This is a genomic window from Paenibacillus phytohabitans (assembly GCF_013141775.1).
GTDB lineage: Bacteria > Bacillota > Bacilli > Paenibacillales > Paenibacillaceae > Paenibacillus_AQ > Paenibacillus_AQ phytohabitans.
Map to the genome: position 1 here is coordinate 75256 of NZ_WHOB01000082.1, position 19338 is coordinate 94593.

General features: G+C 43.6%; 7 protein-coding genes and 2 pseudogenes. All 9 read left to right on the plus strand.

Going from position 1 to position 19338, the window contains the following annotated elements; translation table 11 throughout:
* Nucleotides 1-15: 15 nt before the first annotated feature.
* The 9 genes and pseudogenes from GC101_RS27395 to GC101_RS27430 all read left to right on the plus strand — a co-directional run bounded on the left by GC101_RS27395 (nt 16) and on the right by GC101_RS27430 (nt 18912).
* Nucleotides 16-1908, plus strand: coding sequence for a DUF2075 domain-containing protein (locus GC101_RS27395; protein WP_171719907.1), 1893 nt, complete (start codon nt 16-18; stop codon nt 1906-1908).
* A gap of 137 nt (nt 1909-2045) precedes the next feature.
* Nucleotides 2046-2291 (plus strand): annotated as a pseudogene (locus tag GC101_RS36980) (SF0329 family protein); the annotation flags it as partial.
* Between the two features lie 216 nt (nt 2292-2507).
* Nucleotides 2508-5564 carry a BPTD_3080 family restriction endonuclease gene (locus GC101_RS27400; RefSeq protein ID WP_171719908.1) on the plus strand — a complete coding sequence of 1019 codons (3057 nt, stop codon included), beginning with the start codon at nt 2508-2510 and terminating at the stop codon, nt 5562-5564.
* A gap of 14 nt (nt 5565-5578) precedes the next feature.
* Nucleotides 5579-8374, plus strand: a complete 2796-nt coding sequence (locus GC101_RS27405) for a site-specific DNA-methyltransferase (RefSeq protein ID WP_216626768.1) — start codon at nt 5579-5581, stop codon at nt 8372-8374.
* A 1506-nt stretch (nt 8375-9880) separates the two neighbouring features.
* Nucleotides 9881-10255, plus strand: a complete 375-nt coding sequence (locus tag GC101_RS27410; RefSeq protein WP_246354537.1) for a hypothetical protein — start codon at nt 9881-9883, stop codon at nt 10253-10255.
* A 144-nt stretch (nt 10256-10399) separates the two neighbouring features.
* A pseudogene (locus tag GC101_RS36815) lies at nt 10400-11089 on the plus strand (nuclease-related domain-containing protein).
* A gap of 43 nt (nt 11090-11132) precedes the next feature.
* Nucleotides 11133-13322: an McrB family protein gene (locus GC101_RS27420; RefSeq protein ID WP_171719909.1), complete on the plus strand. Its 2190-nt coding sequence runs from the start codon at nt 11133-11135 to the stop codon at nt 13320-13322.
* Complete coding sequence (locus GC101_RS27425; protein WP_171719910.1) at nt 13294-15708, plus strand: restriction endonuclease-like protein; 2415 nt, start codon at nt 13294-13296, stop codon at nt 15706-15708. The genes GC101_RS27420 and GC101_RS27425 overlap by 29 nt, the downstream gene beginning before the upstream one ends.
* A 246-nt stretch (nt 15709-15954) precedes the next feature.
* Nucleotides 15955-18912, plus strand: coding sequence for a DEAD/DEAH box helicase (locus tag GC101_RS27430; protein WP_171719911.1), 2958 nt, complete (start codon nt 15955-15957; stop codon nt 18910-18912).
* Nucleotides 18913-19338 lie beyond the last annotated feature (426 nt).

A 19338-nucleotide genomic window follows, 5' to 3' on the forward strand; every position in this document is an offset into this window, starting at 1 on the left:
ATAGGGGAGAACTCCATGATTATCTATGAATCGACCAAGCAGCAATTTATGAATGATGTGACCGAAGACAGCATTGCGGTAAAGATTCATAACCAGTACGTCCAAAAAGTCGGCAGAGTTTCCATGGGCGAAATCAACGCATGGAACAATTCCATGAACTACCTTTATAAGGTATTAAACACATCAACCATTCCAGATGACGTAGGAATCGCGATTGAATATAAAATTCCAGCGACCTCGAGAAGAGTCGACTTCATGATTACGGGCTTGAATGAACAGGATCAATACTCTGTAGTTATCATTGAGCTTAAGCAATGGACAGAAGTTGAAACGGTTGAGGACGCGGATGGTCTTGTTAAAACCTACTTTAATCGAACAAAGACTAGAACGCCGCATCCTTCTTTTCAAGCATGGTCTTACGCCAGGTTGATTAGCGAATATAACGAAACCGTGCAGAATGAAGCGGTCCAACTCTATCCTTGCGCTTATTTACATAACTATGTACAGACCGATAACGATCCTCTATTGCATCCTGTCTACAATCAATATCTGGAGGATGCTCCTGTCTTCTCTAAGGGAGATGCTCTAAAGTTAAGAGGGTTTATTTCGACTTTCATTAAAAAAACCGATAGAAGCAAGTCGCTTTACCTCATTGAACATGGCAAAATTAAACCTTCTAAATCGCTGCAGGATTCACTCCTCAGTATGCTACAGGGAAATCAAGAATTCATTATGATAGACGATCAGAAGGTAGTATATGAAGAAGCATTAAGATTGGCTCAGCAAGCACAGTCGGGCAAGAAACAGGTCCTGATTGTCGAAGGCGGACCAGGGACAGGGAAGTCGGTTCTCGGAATTAATCTTTTGGTAGAGCTTACGGCAAGAGAACTAGTCTGCCAATATGTAACCAAGAATAGTGCGCCTCGTGCCGTGTACATGAAAAAGCTACAGCAAAACGTGAAGAAATCGTTCATAGATAACTTATTTAAGGGATCAGGTGTGTACTATGAAGCATTGCCCGATGAATTCGGTTGCTTGATTGTTGACGAGGCGCATCGCTTAAATGAGAAGTCAGGCCTGTTCAAAAATAAAGGGATTAATCAGACGATGGAGATTATCCGCGCTGCCCGGTTTTCTGTATTTTTCATTGATGAATATCAGAAAATCGCCATGCATGATGTGGGCAGCAAAGAGCAGATTAGACATTATGCCGAACAAATGGATGCGGATATTACTGAACTGACATTGGCTTCTCAATTCAGGTGTAATGGCTCCGACGGATATCTGGCATGGCTCGATGATGTGCTTGATATCCGTGAAACGGCAAATGCAGATGGGTTCGATTTCGACTATGATATCCGACTCTATGATGACCCAAATGAATTACGGGATGAAATCTTCAGCAAGAATCAGATCAATAATAAGGCAAGAATGCTTGCCGGATACTGCTGGGATTGGAAGACGGATGGCAAGAACAATCCTGGCGTTCATGACATTCAGCTAGATCAGTATCAATTCTTCATGAGCTGGAACCTTAACAATACGACGACCTGGGCGATCGACCCTGAATCCATCGAACAAGTGGGCTGCATACATACCTCACAGGGACTTGAATTTGACTATGTCGGAGTTATCATTGGCGAAGATATGCGTTACGAGAATAACCGTATCATCACCGACCCGTTCAAACGAGCGAAGACGGATAAGTCCCTTTCAGGCTTCAAGACCTTGTATAAGAAAGATAAGGACGAGGCGCTCCGAATGGCCGATCAAATTATACGAAACACCTACCGGACGTTAATGACCCGGGGAACGAAGGGGTGCTATATCTACTGTGTGGACCCTCATCTGAAGGCGTACTTGCAAAGGCGATTGGCTTTGCAAAGTTCGGCGGTAATTTCGGGATAAGGCAATTGGGGGCGATAGAGAGTTATATTATTGATTTGAAAAGATTGAGGAAAGATTGATTGGAGAGGGGGTAACCCGGAGCCATTCTGCCGATCCTCTGTTTTGTTATGGATGGGGATTAAAAGTCCTTGAGCAAACTGAAGCAATCACTGGAGGACTCTTTCTATATCTTGCGTTAGAGAGAGAGGGGGAATGTGGCACCAGGATACCGTTATCTGCATGATAAATCAGGGATTTGTTATATCACGTTAGATAAAAAGAACATGCTCAAACATGAGTGATAATACAAATGCTATCTGATGGTATCAAACAGAGCTGTAGGTTAAGGATGATCCAGATACCCAAATCCCTATCACTGTGACGAGGTTGAAGCGATCAGACAAGCAAAGGGCCAGTGCCAGAGGATCTCTAATAGTAAGGGGCAGAAGCAAAAAAAGGACTTAAATTGGATATATCCATACTGTTTTTTGCTAGTTATAAGACTATCGATAAAAGGGGAATATTCCATTTTTATATTCAAAGTAGAGCGACAGAGTTATAATACTTTCAGGTGTTACGGTTTAGAAAAGTATTACTAATAGTAAATACAGGGGATAAATATGGATAATGAATTCTTTAAAAGGCCTATACTCAATTCGCCTTATGAATATCCCGCAAGATATTGGGAGTTAGATGAACAGGGTCAGCCTACGCATCAAATTATTAAAAATAGAAGGCCTGCTGAGTTTATCACACCGATTCCGAAACCTAGAAAAAGGAAAGAATCAGTCGAACAAATACAGATAGTATTTGATGAAGGCAGGGGGCTTTCAAATGAGGAACAACAGTACGATCCGACTTCAATTATCAATGCCATAAGGCGCCATGTGGATCACTGGAGAAACCTTCCGAATCCTGCTGATTGGCACGTCACTCCGGAAACCGCTCGCTTGCTCCAACATTGGCGTAATCATAAGTTCAGCAATACGCGCCCATTTTTTTGTCAGGTTGAGGCGGTTGAAACAGCCATTTGGTTAATAGAGGTAGCTCCAAAGATAGGTAAAACGGGGAAAGATTTTCTCGACCATCTTGTTAATGCTAGTAATGATGCGAATCCAGAACTGATAAGGCTTGCTCTTAAACTCGCAACTGGTGCAGGTAAGACGACTGTTATGGCAATGGTCATAGCTTGGCAAACAATTAATGCAGTTCGTCGACCTACAAGCAACAACTTTACGCGTGCCTTCTTAATTGTTGCGCCTGGATTAACCATTCGTGATCGGCTTAGGGTTCTTCAACCTAACGATCCTGATAGCTACTATAAAAGCCGGGAACTTGTCCCTAATGATATGCTTGGAATTTTGGATCGCACCAAGATTGTAATTACTAACTACCATGCGTTCAAGCTGCGCGAGCGGGTAGAACTTTCGAAGAGTGGTCGCGCACTTCTTCAGGGAAGAGGTGATGAACTCAATACCTTAGAATCTGAAGGGCAAATGCTCCAACGTGTACTACCGGAACTTATGGGTATGAAAAATATCATGATCATTAACGATGAAGCGCATCACTGCTATCGCGAGAAAAGGAGTTCAGATTCCGAAACGGAGATGACTCCGGATGAGAAGAAAGAGGCTGAGCTAAATAACGAGGCTGCTCGGTTATGGATTTCGGGTCTCGAAACAGTTAATAGGAAAATCGGCATTAGACGAGTCATTGATTTATCAGCAACGCCGTTTTTCCTTAGTGGGTCGGGATATGCCGAGGGAACGCTGTTCCCTTGGACTGTGAGTGATTTTTCTCTAATGGACGCAATCGAGTGCGGTATAGTAAAACTCCCTCGTGTTCCCGTGGCTGACAATATCCCAGGAGGGGAGATGCCAAAATTTCGTAACCTTTGGGAGCATATTCGTGCTCGAATGCCGAAGAAGGGTCGAGGCAAAGCAAATTCACTCGATCCACTCAGCTTACCGGTTGAATTGTTAACCGCTTTAGACGCATTGTACGGTCACTACGAAAAAACCTTTGAGCTGTGGAAAGCTAGTGGTATTAAAGTGCCTCCGTGTTTTATTGTTGTTTGCAATAATACTTCAACTTCTAAATTGGTCTATGATTATATATCTGGTTTTCAGCGTTTACATGATGATGGGTCTACAACTCTTGAGAATGGACGTTTAAAGCTTTTTCGTAATTTCGATGACATGGGAACCCCAATTGCACGTCCACGTACTCTTTTGATCGATAGCGAACAACTGGAATCTGGCAATGCATTAGACAAAGACTTTCGGAATATGGCTGATGATGAAATACAACGTTTTCGTAGAGAAATTATAGAACGAACTGGTGATCGCCGACGGGCTGAGGCGCTCTCCGATCAAGAATTGCTTCGCGAGGTCATGAATACAGTAGGTAGAGAAGGTCGCCTTGGCGAGTCAATCCGGTGCGTTGTATCAGTATCCATGCTTACAGAAGGGTGGGACGCTAACACGGTGACACATGTGTTAGGCGTTCGCGCTTTCAGCACTCAGCTTTTATGTGAGCAAGTTATCGGCCGTGCTTTGCGTCGACAATCATACGAATTAAATGAAGAAGGTCGTTTTAATGTGGAGTATGCGGATGTACTGGGAATACCGTTTGATTTTACAGCTAAGCCAGTTATTGCACCTCCACAGCCTCCTCGGGAAACAATTCATGTTAAAGCTGTTCGTCCTGAGCGTGATCATCTTGAGATAAAATTTCCACGGGTAGAAGGCTATCGAGTGGAACTTCCTGAAGAACGACTTTCTGCCATATTCGATACAGATTCCATTCTGGAACTAACTCCAGATATTGTTGGTCCTTCAATCACGAAAAACGCAGGGATTATAGGTGAAGACGTTGACTTGAGTTTAGGACACTTAAAAGATATACGTGACTCGACACTACTTTTTAATATTACTAAACGTTTGCTCTACACGAAGTGGCGGGATAGTGGAGAAGATCCTAAACTTCATCTTTTTGGACAGCTCAAGAAGATAACTACGCAATGGCTTGACACTTGCTTGCTCTGCAGAGGGGGAACTTACCCAGCGCTGTTAATGTACCAAGAATTGGCGGATATGGCCTGTAATCGTATTACTGCTGGCATTACCCGATCCTTGATAGGTGACAGGCCTGTCAAGGTTGTGCTTGACGCCTATAACCCTAGTGGATCTACGAAGTATGTAAGTTTCAATACGTCGAAAGTAACACGTTGGGAAACAGATGTTAGGAAAAGTCACGTAAACTGGGTGATATTGGACAGCGACTGGGAAGCTGAATTTTGCCGTGTTGCCGAGTCACATCCATTGGTAAAGTCATATGTCAAAAACCATAATCTTGGGATGATGGTTCCGTACCGTTATGGTTCTGAGCAAAGGAAGTACATTCCTGACTTTATTGTTCTCGTTGATGATGGACGTGGAGATGAAGATTTGCTACATTTGGTAATTGAAATAAAAGGGTATAGGCGTGAGGATGCTAAAGAAAAGAAAACTACAATGGATACCTACTGGATTCCTGGAGTTAATAACCTTGGCCGATATGGTCGTTGGTCTTTCGCTGAATTTACACAGGTTTACGAGATCGAATCTGATTTTGAGGCAAGATTACGGTCCGAATTCAATGAAATGATTATTTCAGCTACAACTCGAACGATGTAAAGGAGAAGTATTAATTGGACGAATATACAACAAGGAGAACGGTTGAAATTCTTAGACACGATGAGGCAACCCGCAAGAATATTCCTACGGTGGAATACCATTCTGTCATGTCTAAGGAAGAGCAAGAGACTATTCGAGTTTCCTATAATCGTCGGAATGTTGATCTTGATCCACAATTGGTTTGGCGTGGGAAAGACGATCAGGATTGGTCCGATCTGGTGGTTCAAACACCGCCTCTTTATATTCAGGAGAAGGTTCATCCCAAATTCTTGATCGATGATCTGCAGCGTCGTTCCGATAATGAGGAGAAATTGGACGACCTCCAGCTTGATTTATTTGACGATTTTAATGGTTTGCTAAATGAAAATGCAAAAACTGAGTTTTATCAGCATAATGCCAACTGGACAAATCGAATGATACTCGGTGACAGTCTTCAAGTCATGGCCTCACTTGCAGAACGTGAGGGCTTGCGCGGCAATGTGCAATGTATCTATATTGATCCGCCTTATGGTATAAAGTTTAATTCAAACTTCCAGTGGTCGACTGCGAACCGAGATGTAAAAGATGGAAACACAGGTCACATCACTCGCGAACCAGAGCAAGTTAAGGCTTTTCGAGATACTTGGCGAGATGGGATTCATTCTTACTTGACTTATTTAAGGGACAGACTAACTGCTGCACGAGATTTGTTGAGTGATACTGGTTGTGTTGTTCTTCAAATCGGAGATGAAAACGTCCATCGGGCTAGGGTGCTTCTTGACGAAGTTTTTGGTGATAGTAATTTTGTCTGTCTCATTACTGTAAAGAAGACACATCACCAAGAATCCAACTACGTTCCGTCAGTGTCTGACTATTTGGTCGTGTATGCTAAGTCTAAGACTCAACTTAAGTATCGTCCTATTCGCCCTAAAAAGGCGTTGGACGGAATAGATTTCTCAAAATTTAACAAGACGCTAGACTCAGAACTACGTGTGAACTCGATTCCAAAGGAATGGAAGGAAAATCCGGAGTTAATTCCAGAAGATCGCGTACCAATTCGAACAGACATTACTTTAACGCAGGATGGGGATTCTCAGAACTCGCAGGTGCCTTGGAATGTCTTTTCCAAAGAATACTATCCAGGTAAAGGGCGGCACTGGAGAACACATGAGGAAGGACGGCGGCGTCTAGAATATGCTGGCCGAGTTTCCAAAGGTACTACTAGACCATTCTATATCGAACCGTGGAACGATAAACCGGCTGCACCAAACAACAACATCTGGACCAAGAATCTTGCAGGTGCACAGCATAAGGTTTATGTTGTTCAGACAAACGTAAGGATTGTTGAACAAATACTCTTGATGTTTAGCGATCCAGGTGATCTCATACTTGATCCTACATGCGGCTCTGGAACTACTGCATACGTTGCGGAGCAGTGGGGACGTCGTTGGATTACGATTGACACTTCACGAGTAGCCCTTGCTTTAGCGCGCGCAAGGGTAATGGGAGCAACATACCCGTATTATTATTTGGCCGACAGTAGGGATGGTCAAATTAAAGAGGCTGAGTTAACTCGCACCGCACTTTCTGAAGGACAGACACACAATGACATACGTCATGGTTTTGTCTATGATCGAGTACCGCATATCACGTTAAAATCGATTGCCAACAATTCAGAGATTGATGTTATTTGGGAGAGATTTGACGATATTCTTGAACCAATTCGGAAAGCCTTAAATCGAGAAACTGGGAATGAGTTTAAAGAATGGGAGATTACACGAGAGGCTGACGAGAAATGGTCAGTAGGTGCGAAGGAACTGCATGCTGAGTGGTGGAATCACCGTATCGCCCGGCAAAAAGAAATAGACGCATCTATTGCAGCAAAGGCTGAATTCGAATATCTCTATGATAAACCGTTTGAAGATAATAAGAAAATTCGTGTTGCAGGGCCATTTACCGTAGAGAGTCTGTTGCCGCACCGTGTTCTAGCGGTGGATGAGAATGACGAGTTGATTGATTTCATTGTAGAATCAAAGGAAAGTTATGATGAGGTGCAGGATTTCATAATGATGATTCTTGAAAATCTGAGGACTGCGGGCGTGCAACAGGCCAATAAAGAAGACAAAATTAATTTCTCCTCTGTTACGCCTTGGCCTGGAGATTTAATATGTGCTGAAGGACGTTTTGCCGATGAATCTGGGGATTCGGTTATTGAAAAGCGTGCTGCAATCTTTGTTGGGCCTGAATTTGGAACTGTTTCGAGACCTGATCTTGTTGCCGCTGCACGTGAGGCAGGTGACGCAGGCTTTGATATACTCATTGCCTGTGCTTTTAATTATGATGCTCATTCTTCAGAGTTTCATAAGATTGGACGTTTACCGGTACTTAAAGCACGTATGAACGCAGATTTGCATATGGCCAATGATCTCAAGAATAATGGAAAAGGCAATTTATTTGTAATTTTTGGCGAGCCAGATATAGACCTCGTATATAGCGGGGATGATAAAGTTCAGGTAAAGATTAACGGAGTTGATGTCTTCCATCCAAGCACAGGTGAGGTACGTAGCGACGGGGCTGACGGGATTGCTTGTTGGTTTATCGATACTGATTATAATGAGGAAAGTTTTTTTGTACGCCATGCCTATTTCTTGGGGGCCGATGATCCCTATAAGGCTCTCAAAAATACACTCAAGGCTGAAATTGACATAGAATCATGGGAAACATTAAACAGTGATATATCGCGAACTTTTATTAAACCTAAAAGTGGACGCATAGCCGTCAAGGTTATCAACCATCTTGGGGATGAAGTGATGAAAGTCTTTCGTTTATAGCAAATGATTCAAATGTGGGCAACATTAAGGACAAAAACATTCTAACCTTTAAGTTAATAATCTATGTAGAGTGAACTTAAAAATCTAACTTGCTGTATGGACGAAATCCTGGGTAGCAAGGAAGGCGTCTATCAGCTGGCCATCATTCTTAAGTTCTTCTTAATATAGTAGGGACTCATAAACTTAAATTACTGGCCTAAGCGAATAGACGAAATACTAAGATACTGCAATTCATATGAGCGCCTTTTGGTGGGTGTGGTGGAATGGAAAAAAGACCGAATCAATATTAAATTATTACCAAAGACCAAGCGTTAAAGGAAACATATGAAGTTTTAAGAAATAAACACATCCCAGAAGGGTGAAAAAAGATTTTCACAATTTAATAATGGTGAAAACTACCAAACAAAGTTTTCCTGGAAATTATTAGGAAATAAGTGTTGGTCACAAGGTGCTCTACTCAGTACATTGATAGTAGTAAAAAAGGATTGCATCACGAGCTCGTAACCACAAAAAACTTAATTTATAAGAATCATTTGCCGATTCATTTTTTGGAGGTGGATTTAGAGGAACCTGAGTATTGGTTGGATGTGTGTATTCGCTTGCATGATTACTGATGAAGAGAATAAACTGTATTTGGGTGGGAAACTAACAACAAACATTAATGGTTTATGAGAAAATGGGCGAGTTACCTTAAGGCAGGTCTTACAGACATTTGGATTGTTAAATGGGAGGAAAGAACCTCAATTCAAACATAAAAAAAGACCTGATTTACGGAAAAAATTATATAAATTTATAATTCATGATACCTCCTTAAAAGCGTGATCCATACGCTACAGCGAAACGAGGATTTGAACTTTCACGGTTCGCCGCTTTAGACCACATACAACTATAGAAGGATGCCCAATCGGGTATCCTTTATTTCGCTTTATAGAATCGTATCATAAATAGTAGTTAAGTAGAGTGGAGAATAATTATTATTTTTTTATTTTTAATTATGATTTCACTTTCATTCCCCCAACACCTCCCCAACAGAAACCTCCAACGCTCTCGCAATAGCAACCACCTCATAATCCTGCATAAGTCTATATTGACCTTCCAATCGCTATAAACTGGTTGGGCTACTTTCTAAGCCGAAGGTTTGTAACCTGGCGAGAAAATCCTTTTGCTTCATTCGCTTAGCTTTTTGAATGGACCACTCGGGTTCTGATGATATTTTTGTCACCTGGTGGTTCTGGGCAATGCTTCATTTCGAAGTCGCCTCACAATATTTTATTTTATTTCGATATTCGCATTAAAATAATACTTACCTCGCATACAATTGGATTAATACGCACTGAAATTTCTATATATCGTCTATAGACATACCCTTCCAGAAAGGAGGGAGTGTAATTCAACAACTAATGCACAAATACGAGGAGGAAAAGCGCAAGTTGAATGAACTCGGGCAGTGGTCACTGGAGCAGGGTATTTCGTTAAGCGGCAATGTAGCAAGCCCAGAGTCGTAGAGTGGATGAACTTATTAATCAGATGTATCAAGAAAAGAACGGATATTCACATGCGTTTCGGTTAAACTTCTGTCGTGGAGGAGATGTGGTGAGCTTTCCAGTATGGTTTATAGAAACGATTCGAGGTCGATTGGATGAGGTGAGCGCACGGATTGAACGTCAATCGGAGCCTAGACAAGCTTTTGAAGAAGAGCAAAAAGCTTTTCAAGCGTTGTTTGTCTCCATGGATATTGCACGTAAGCCAGAGTTTGAGTATTGGGAAGATAAGCTTTCTTTAAAGCACTCCGTTATTTATGAACGTCTATATCTACAAGGGTTTAAGGATGGAATGCAGCTTGCTAATGCATTTGCTGCTCCTTCTATTCTCTCAGATTAAGACGGAATCCAAGGTATACGTTAACTTTATGTTGGGGCTGTCCATGCGACAGTCTTTTTTTGTTGTGTATTTTTGGAAGGTAATCCTTCCCATATTGTCGAATTACCATACATATTGTAAATCCAGATGATATGAGGTTGGGCTATGTTTAAAGCACTGTTGTCTCTCTTCAAAAAGTCAGACGCTAAACCGTCACTGGCTGTGCGTAAGGCACCAACTCCAAAGTCGAAGCCGAAGGTAGCCCCCACACGAATTGGAGAGTTAGGCGAGCATAAAATCAATATCCAACTTGACCAACTACCCAAGGAGTGTAAACCGTTAAGCGATCTGTTGCTCCCTAATTCTAGGTCACGAACAGGTTACACCCAGGTAGATCATGTTGTTATTTCTCCATATTGCTTATTTGTCATCGAGACGAAAAACTACAATGGGTAAATTAAGGGTGGACGGACGGATCAGCAATGGTCAGTGAGCAATCGTTATAAGATGTATAATCCGCTGAAGCAGAACTACGGGCATATCAGGGCCATTGAGAGTCTGATAAAAGGTGTAGCAGTAGTGAAGTTTGTCTCTATGATCTCATTCACAATGAGATGTCGGTTTAGTATTGATCCTGAGCTTCGGAAGATTCATTCGGACGAGCTGGTTGTCTATGATGTGGAACTAAGTGAGTTTATCTCTAGGAAGCTGATTAGTTTGAAGAATGGAACTCCTGAGCCTCCCATTTCTGTGGCGCAGGCCCAGACCATATACGATCATTTAGTTCAGGCTAATATCACCGATCCCGAGATTCGTAAGCTTCATATACAGAGAATAAAGGGGAATAAGGTGTAGCAACAGTAAAATACCTATCATTGGACTAAGGGAGTTAACATACATGATCAAACAACTACGAAGCTGGTGGAAGGATACAGAGATATCTAACTTAATCGGCCGCAAAAAAGTGGACTTTTCCATCTTTCGTGATGGTACGCATATTCCCGTTGAGTTTCATCCGGATTTCCTGGAAGCGAATCAAGGTCAACAGCCTAACCTGGGTGAAGGAATAAAGGTTAAGCTCTTCTATGAAGATCGAGACTATGAAGCCACGCTATTTAAAATTGATCAAGCATCCGCTAGTCGGGAAGCTCTTCAACTTCGCTATAACGGAAATCAGACGTTGAAGGAGTTGTTAATTGAAGTCTTCAAGCATTCCTATTCCTACATTATGCAAGAGAGAACGAATCAACTAGCAGATGATGCGAAGCGACCTCAGGTTGTTGTTCCTGAAGATCAAGCCGAATACATAGATTTCTTTGCGACAGGAGTTCCTTTCGAATACCGTTTAGAGTTCATAACGTATCAGCCGAAGCCTAATGTATGGTGGGTGAATCAGGGAACCACCATTCAAGCGGAGAAGGAAGCGGGGATTCTGTGGGCACCTCTACTGAATACTCAAGGCCGTAAGCTATATCACTGGGAGACGATGAAGGAGGTTAAACAAGGAGATATCATCCTTCATTACTCCAATAAGGCTATTCGTTATGTTAGCCAGGTTACAGATGCGGCAGTAGAAGCACCGAAACCAGGCTCTATGGCTAATACGGGTTGGCAAGAGGAAGGAAGCCTGGTTCGCACCAATTACGTAGAACTCATTCCGTTCATTGCGTTACAACAGTTCAATCAGCAAATTATGCAACTGAATATCACCCAAGGACCGCTCCATACTGGAGGCGGAGTGAATCAAGGGTATTTGTTCCGCTTTTCAAGACAAGGGCTTCAAGTGCTTCAGTCACTCACGACAGAAGTGAATTGGCCTAATTTTACTATTCTAGAGCAAGATGAGGTTGCCTCCAGTATGGAGAGCTTGCGTGAGGTGATTCCTATTCTACCACCATCCGATTCTAGCATTACAGCTTTTCTCCACCAAATCCAATCCCACATCCGCCGCCAAGGCTTCTTTTTCCCAGAGCACCTGATCGAGAACTTCTACCTCTCGCTGAAGGCGAAGCCGTTTGTCATTCTGGCGGGGATATCGGGGACGGGGAAGACACGCCTGGTGAAGCTGTTTGCGGAGGCGCTGGGGGCGACGCGGGATAATGAACAGTATACCTTGATTCCGGTGCGGCCGGATTGGAGTGATCCTGCGGATCTGCTGGGGTATAAGGATCTGTCGGGCAGGTTCCAGCCGGGTCCGATGACGAAGGTGTTCGTGGAGGCGCGGCAGCCAGAGAATCGGCATAAGCCTTATTTTATCTGCCTGGATGAGATGAATTTGGCCCGGGTGGAGCATTATTTCAGTGATCTGTTAAGTGTGCTGGAAACGCAGGAGTGGCGGGACAGTGAGATTCAGACGCAGGAGCTTATCTCTCGTGCCTTGCTGGGTACACCTGAGGATCGAGAGATATATGGCGGCCTGGGCATCCCGGAGAATGTGTTCCTGATCGGGACGGTGAATATGGATGAGACTACGCATCCTTTTAGCAAAAAAGTTCTGGACCGTGCAAGCACCCTGGAGTTCAATTACATCAATCTGCAGCAGTATCCGCAAGGGGCTGAGCAGGACGCGGGTGATCCCGCTGATCTTAATGAGCTGAATCATCTCTTCCTCCGTTCCGATTATTTGCAGCTGGTGGATGCCTATGATACTCATCAGGAGCTCGTTGTGCGGACAACGGAGAGACTGGTTCAGATTAATACGCTGCTGGAGGATATCCATGCTCATGTGGGCTTCCGGGTGCGGGATGCGGTTTGCTTCTATATGATCTATAACGAGCGCTATGGTCTGATGGTTGAGGAAGAGGCGTTTGACTGGCAACTGCTGCAAAAGATTCTGCCGCGTATCCAGGGAAGTCATTCCTCCGTGCGCCGGGTGCTGCTTAATCTGATGAAGGTTGCGATAGGTAGCAGTGCCGGCATTACGGTTAATGTTCGAGAACTCATGGACGATGATGCTTCGCCACTCTATCTGAGATGGGCTGCCGGGCAGAATCCGCCTGGGGTCAAGCATCCGCAAAGTGCCCGTAAATTGGCTTATATGCTTAGGAGGCTGGAGGAAGATGGATTCACCTCATACTGGCTCTCTTAATCAGGCGGTGGAATTGCTCCGTATCGAGACGGAGCTTTTTACGCTATATGTGCAGGGGCGGCCCTATCATCCTACGGTGGAGACGTTGCAGCTTCATCGCTCCCCGCAGCAGGAGTGGGTGAATGCTCAGCTTGGAATTACCTGCTCGCAACGGCTTGGGGAAGTGCAGATTAAGGTGTTCTCGCCTGAAGCCTATGGGCTGGTAGACTGGCAGCCGGGAGAGTCGTCCTTTCCTTGCTTTTATGAGACGCAGCCGTATGAACTGGTGATTCAGAACAAGACAACGGATAACCTAACTTTTTACCATGAAAATGTGCTGCTACGGCAGGCGGTTAAGCCGCTGGGTGAGTCTATCCTTGCAGGTGTGCTGAACTTTGGGAATGAGGTTGGGCTGACGGAATGGGAAGTTCGTAGTAATGGACAGACCTTGTTGCGGGTGGAGATGGAGATTTTCCCCTCAAAGCTGGATTATAAGCTGGATTACCAGAACCTTCTGCATGAGGTGAATGCACAGATCTATAATTTGGCCTTTGATTTTCTGCGCCGGACCTACCAGCTAACTGGCCTTAAGGAGACGCAGCATCAGAGCCTGACGGAGTTCTTCGCCATCCTACAGCATGTATTCAGACAGCTCTTGGATGCCGTTGAGCGGATCAACAAGAATCCTAATGTTGCACTGCTCCAGGAACGCCGATTAATGGATGCAGGCCGGGTCAAAAAAGCCGGAAGAGAGAACATTCGCGAGCTCGCGAAGCATCCTGAACGGTTAAGAGAAGACATGGACCATGGCTTCTTAACGATCGGCAACCGGACCTACACAGCATCGCACTTAATAGAGACACGGAAGCGCCTTGCCTATGATACAAGTGAGAACCGGTTCATCCGCTGGATGCTGGAACGTATTCACGGGAAGCTGAAGGAGCTTAAAAGCCGCTGGAAAGAGAACAGCCGAACCTCAGATTCGCTACTCATCCGAAGAATCGACACATTGCTCACTCAGCTAGAGCGGGTACTTAAGATTGATTTCCTGCGGGAGGCTGGAGCACTGAAGCAGATGTCCGTTACGCTGGTGCTGCAGATGGCCCCCGGATACCGGGAGGTCTATCGCTGTTATCTCATGCTGCTCAAAGGCCTGTCGATCCAAGGCGACTTGCTTCGCCTATCCATGAAGGATGTCGCGCAGCTCTATGAATACTGGTGCTTCCTTAAGCTGAATCAGCTTCTGGGGCAGAAGTATAAGCTAGTGAAGCAGGATATTATTAAGGTGAACCGGAATGGGATCTTTGTGACGCTGGATCGCTCGCAGAGCGCTCAGATGGTCTATGAGAATCCGCTCAACGGGGAACAGTTCATCCTGTACTACAATGCGATTCCTGGAACAGACAGGACCCCGACGCTCAGTCAACGTCCTGACAATGTGCTTACCTTGAAGAAGAAGGATGCGGGTCAGATCAAGGAGTATAAGTATGTGTTCGATGCGAAGTATCGGTTGAATCCGGCGTATGAGGGGACTTCCTATCAGCAGAAATATAGACAGCCTGGACCGGAAGAGGATGATATTAATACGATGCACCGCTACCGGGACGCGATAGTCTATCAGGAGACAGGTTCCGGGGAATACGAGCGAAGCATGTTCGGGGCGTATGTGTTATTTCCGTATCCTGATGAGGAGCGGTACAAGACCCACCGTTTCTACAAAAGCATCGGGCTGCTGAACATTGGCGCCTTGCCGTTCCTGCCGAATTCTACAAGCCTGGTGGAGCAATTCTTAGCTGAGATTATTCAGGATAGTCCGGAAAAAGCTTACGAACGCTCGACACGTCCGCGCGGCACGAAGGAATACTACGTCAATCAGCTTGCGGGCAAAAATGTGCTGGTCGGATCTGTCCGGGGGCCGGAGCAGGTGGCGGTGGCGGTGCGGAAAGCTTTTTATCATATGCCGCTTAAGAATCTTGCCAGCCAGAAGCTCCTAACCCAGATCGAATACATTGCTATGTGCCAATCTCGAAAGAAGTTCATTGATCCCGCCAAAACAGGCATTCACTGGGTAGGGAAGGTAGCGGATTGGAAGGTGCTGCGGCGTAAGGAGATTCAGGAAATCCCTTGTCGGCCGGGTACCGAGGAGGAGCTGTATGTACGCTTCACGATTGAGGAATGGAAGAACATAGCCGTTCCTATTACGCTGGGGGGCCAAGGGATCTACACAGTGCTCTATACCAGTAAGTATATCCTGGACCGGGCTTTGGAGATTGCCGAGCTCCGTCTAGAAACAGAGGAAGCGCTGCGGGAATGGCGGGAGAAGCGTCGCAAGGGCCGGGTGAAGGTAAAGCTGGATCATGAGGAGTATGTGGATTTGGGTAGGGTTGTGGAGGTTAGGAATATATAGGGGAGTAAAGGATGCGTAATAGTAAGTGAAATAGAAAACGCAGCGGTACAGAGTTTATCTGTATCGCTTTTTTTGGTGTATAACGATGAAGATTTAGTGAGATCTATTACAAATATTCCTATTCTAGGTATACTTAATGGCAGAGCTCTTAGGGAGCAGCCTTGTTTACGAAGCTGGATTACTGTGTGTTCTTAAGCGAACTAGCTTTTTACGATGGAGATCAAATATATATTTCAGGAGTCTGATATGAACAGAGAAGCAGAAAGTGTTACAAAGTATTTCAGAAGTGCTGTGGCGGCCCAGGCAAATACAGGCTTGGATTTTAAAAACGATACCTTTTTTATTATTGAGCCCTCTCAATTGTTGGAGGGAAGAATTCATAGTGAGGTGTGCGAGAAGGTCTTTGTTGAAGCTAATAAGGATTCCAATGATGAGGGTTACAAGCCTAAAAAAACATCTATTAACGTCATTGCTTGTATTAAAACAGTAAAGACAATATATGAAGCAAGTGCCAAAATACAAGATGATATTGACGAGTTGACAGGACTGTTTTTTGTACCTGCAAAATTAAACGATAACGGCTACCTTTCATTCGACTCTGATAATAAAAAGCTGCCATGGTTCCCCAGAGAGTACTTGCAACCGATGATAGAACCTAAATTAGCTATCGGTAGTGCAAGTAATGTTGATTCTTATATAAGTGACCATGTTGATCAAGTACAGTTGATTAAAACATGGGACGATTATCTCTCGTTTGTTATAGAGTTTTATGAAAAGATAACGAGTAGTAAATTTGAAGATAGCAGCATTACTAATGAAGAAGAGCATACTCAGATTGAACTGGAAAAGAATATGTATCTTTTTATTGATAGCACAGTTAATGCTACATTCAATATTATGAGGCTGTATAATCACATCCTTGAAGATTCACAGGCTAAGCCCCTATATGATACCTTCATTTCAACATCAGAAGCGATCTCGGAGCCATTGATTCCTAATTCACTGTCTAATATGTATTTGCATGCTGGACAAATGGGTGGAGAGTACCCACTATCTCCTTCTCAAAGAGAAGCCATTAATCATTACAATAATATGAATAACGGTGAAGTGCTGGCTGTCAACGGGCCCCCGGGAACCGGGAAAACCACGCTCTTACAATCTATAGTTGCTGATACATATGTGAAAAGAGCAATTTCAGAAGACAAGCCGCCTCTGATTGTAGCAACATCAACCAATAATCAAGCTGTTACGAATATTATTGCCTCCTTTGGCAATATTAAAAAAATGTTTGATTCGAGTCTTGAAGAACGTTGGGTAGAAGGTGTTCATAGCTTTGCTACTTATTTCCCTTCTGGAATGAAAGTGAAGGAGGCGGCACAAGGCTATCAAATCACCAATAATAAAGGCGAATACTTTTTATCAGATATCGAGACGGAAACGAATATTAATAATTCCAAAGCTAAAATAATAGATCAATGCGGGAAACATTTTAGTAAAGAATTCAATACAGTGGGGGAGTGCCGCATTGCTCTTCACCAAGAGTTATTGTTCTTGGAGGAAAAGAAAAAAAATCTACTTGCCCTATGTGAGGAATCTAAACAATTCCATAATCCTGATTTCCCCATAAATCTGCAGTTAGATAAGCTTAAGGAAAAGATAGATGGTTTCGAAGAGCAAATTCATAGATATCAAGATAGAGTATCTGGGTGGGAAGCGACATATAGCAAAGTACCTTACTTGGTTAGACTTTTCTCGAAAATAATTAGAAAAAATCTCAAAAGAATTCAAACGGAATTCAGGCTATTTATTTCCACGGATGAGCTTACGATTCTTAATGAATACATGACTGTTGAAGACATCAAGGAAATATACAGTCTCAAAATTTCTGAACTCCGGAGTTCATCTGTATCCTTACAAAAAGATGCACAATTCATTGAGGACTGGATTAAGAGTTATGACGAACAATTGAAAATACTGAGAGAGCACGGGGTCACCCTCCATGATCACGAATCTGATATGTATAAGATTTCGATGGATACAATCAATGAACTAATTGATAAGAAAATTCGTTACCATGAGTTTTGGTTAGCGGTTCATTACTTCGAATGTAGGTGGGCAAGCGGCGAAGATGAACTGAGTGACAAGCAAAAAGGCAGAAATTATGAAAATGTACTTGTTAAATTGTATAACAGACTCTCTTTGATTACTCCTTGCTTAGTAATGACTTTCCACACGCTTCCCAAGCAATTCTTGGCATATACAGGTCAGAAGAATACTTTTCTCTACAACTTTATTGATTTGTTAATTGTAGATGAAGCTGGACAAGTATCACCGGAACTTGCCGCTGGCGCATTCGCACTCGCAAAGAAAGCGGTTGTCGTTGGGGATGTTTATCAGATTGAACCTGTATGGAGTGTTAACAAGTCGTTGGATAATACATTGGCTCTGACTAGCGGGTTAATCCAATCAGCTGACGAATACAGTAATTTAGAAGAGCTTGGTTTGACCAGCTTCGGATCAAGTGTAATGAAGGTTGCCTCAAAAAGCTGTAAATATGAAAAATATGATGAGAAGGGTTTGTTTCTATCCGAACATCGGCGTTGTTATGATGAAATCATAGATTATTGCAATAAGCTGGTGTATAGAGGAAACCTCATTCCTATGAGAGGAAGAGGAGCTAACCGTAAGAATCGTCTGCAAGCTTGGCCGCAAATGGGATTTCATCAAATTGAAAGCGATAAATCAAAGAAACAAGGAGCCAGTAGGTATAACCATACGGAGGCAGCTGAAATCGCTGAATGGGTGCATCAACATTTTGATACAATCCGTAGTGCATACCCGGAAGATGCGGAGAATAATCTGATTGGAATAATAACGCCGTTTAAATCTCAAGTAGGATATATAAAAGCAGCATTAAAGAGAAAAATGCCTCAATTATGGAAAAAAATAAGTGTGGGCACTGTGCATGCATTTCAGGGGGCTGAACGGAATATAATCATACTCTCAACAGTATATGGTGTGAATGATGGATGCTATTTTATTGATGCTAATAAGAGCCTCATGAACGTAGCCGTATCGCGGGCCAAAGATCATTTCTTTGTATTTGGGGATACTCGTTGCTTGAAAAATAACCAAAGTAGCGCTAGCGGACTGCTTAAATCGGTTATGCAGGGAACAGTGAACGCTAAGGAAGTGAAAATATAAAATTCTACAACTGGAAATAAACTGAATCCCCAAAAAAAGCTCAAGCGCAGGCTTCCCATCCCTGCCTTTGAGCTTTTTTCTATGCAGTTCAAGACTCCCCTCTGGAAATTTATTCTTCCGTCGTAATACTTTCGCCATGTTCGTTCGGGGGGATATCAGCGATGATAGAACCTGTAAGATGATAACGCCGAGCGCGTTCATCCTACATCCGGTTCTTATCCGGGCGGGCGTAACGAGGCGGGGATCTCAGGTGATCCCGCAGTGCCGGCATGTATGTTACGGTATCCTGTACGGTCCGTTTCGGTAAGAGTCCCTAATCGCCTTCTAAGCGACGTTGGTACAGTACTCGATTTCCATCGAGCGACAATTGAAGCGCAATCTGAGTAAGGAAACCAATGGACAGAATCTCTGGCGGCTAGTAGAGCG

Excerpts from the sequence above, each read along its gene's own strand:
- GC101_RS27395 (WP_171719907.1), top strand. The coding sequence starts at position 16 with ATGATTATCTATGAATCGACCAAGCAGCAATTTATGAATGATGTGACC.
- GC101_RS27400 (WP_171719908.1), top strand. The coding sequence starts at position 2,508 with ATGGATAATGAATTCTTTAAAAGGCCTATACTCAATTCGCCTTATGAA.
- GC101_RS27420 (WP_171719909.1), top strand. The coding sequence starts at position 11,133 with ATGATCAAACAACTACGAAGCTGGTGGAAGGATACAGAGATATCTAAC.
- GC101_RS27425 (WP_171719910.1), top strand. The coding sequence starts at position 13,294 with ATGGATTCACCTCATACTGGCTCTCTTAATCAGGCGGTGGAATTGCTC.
- GC101_RS27430 (WP_171719911.1), top strand. The coding sequence starts at position 15,955 with ATGAACAGAGAAGCAGAAAGTGTTACAAAGTATTTCAGAAGTGCTGTG.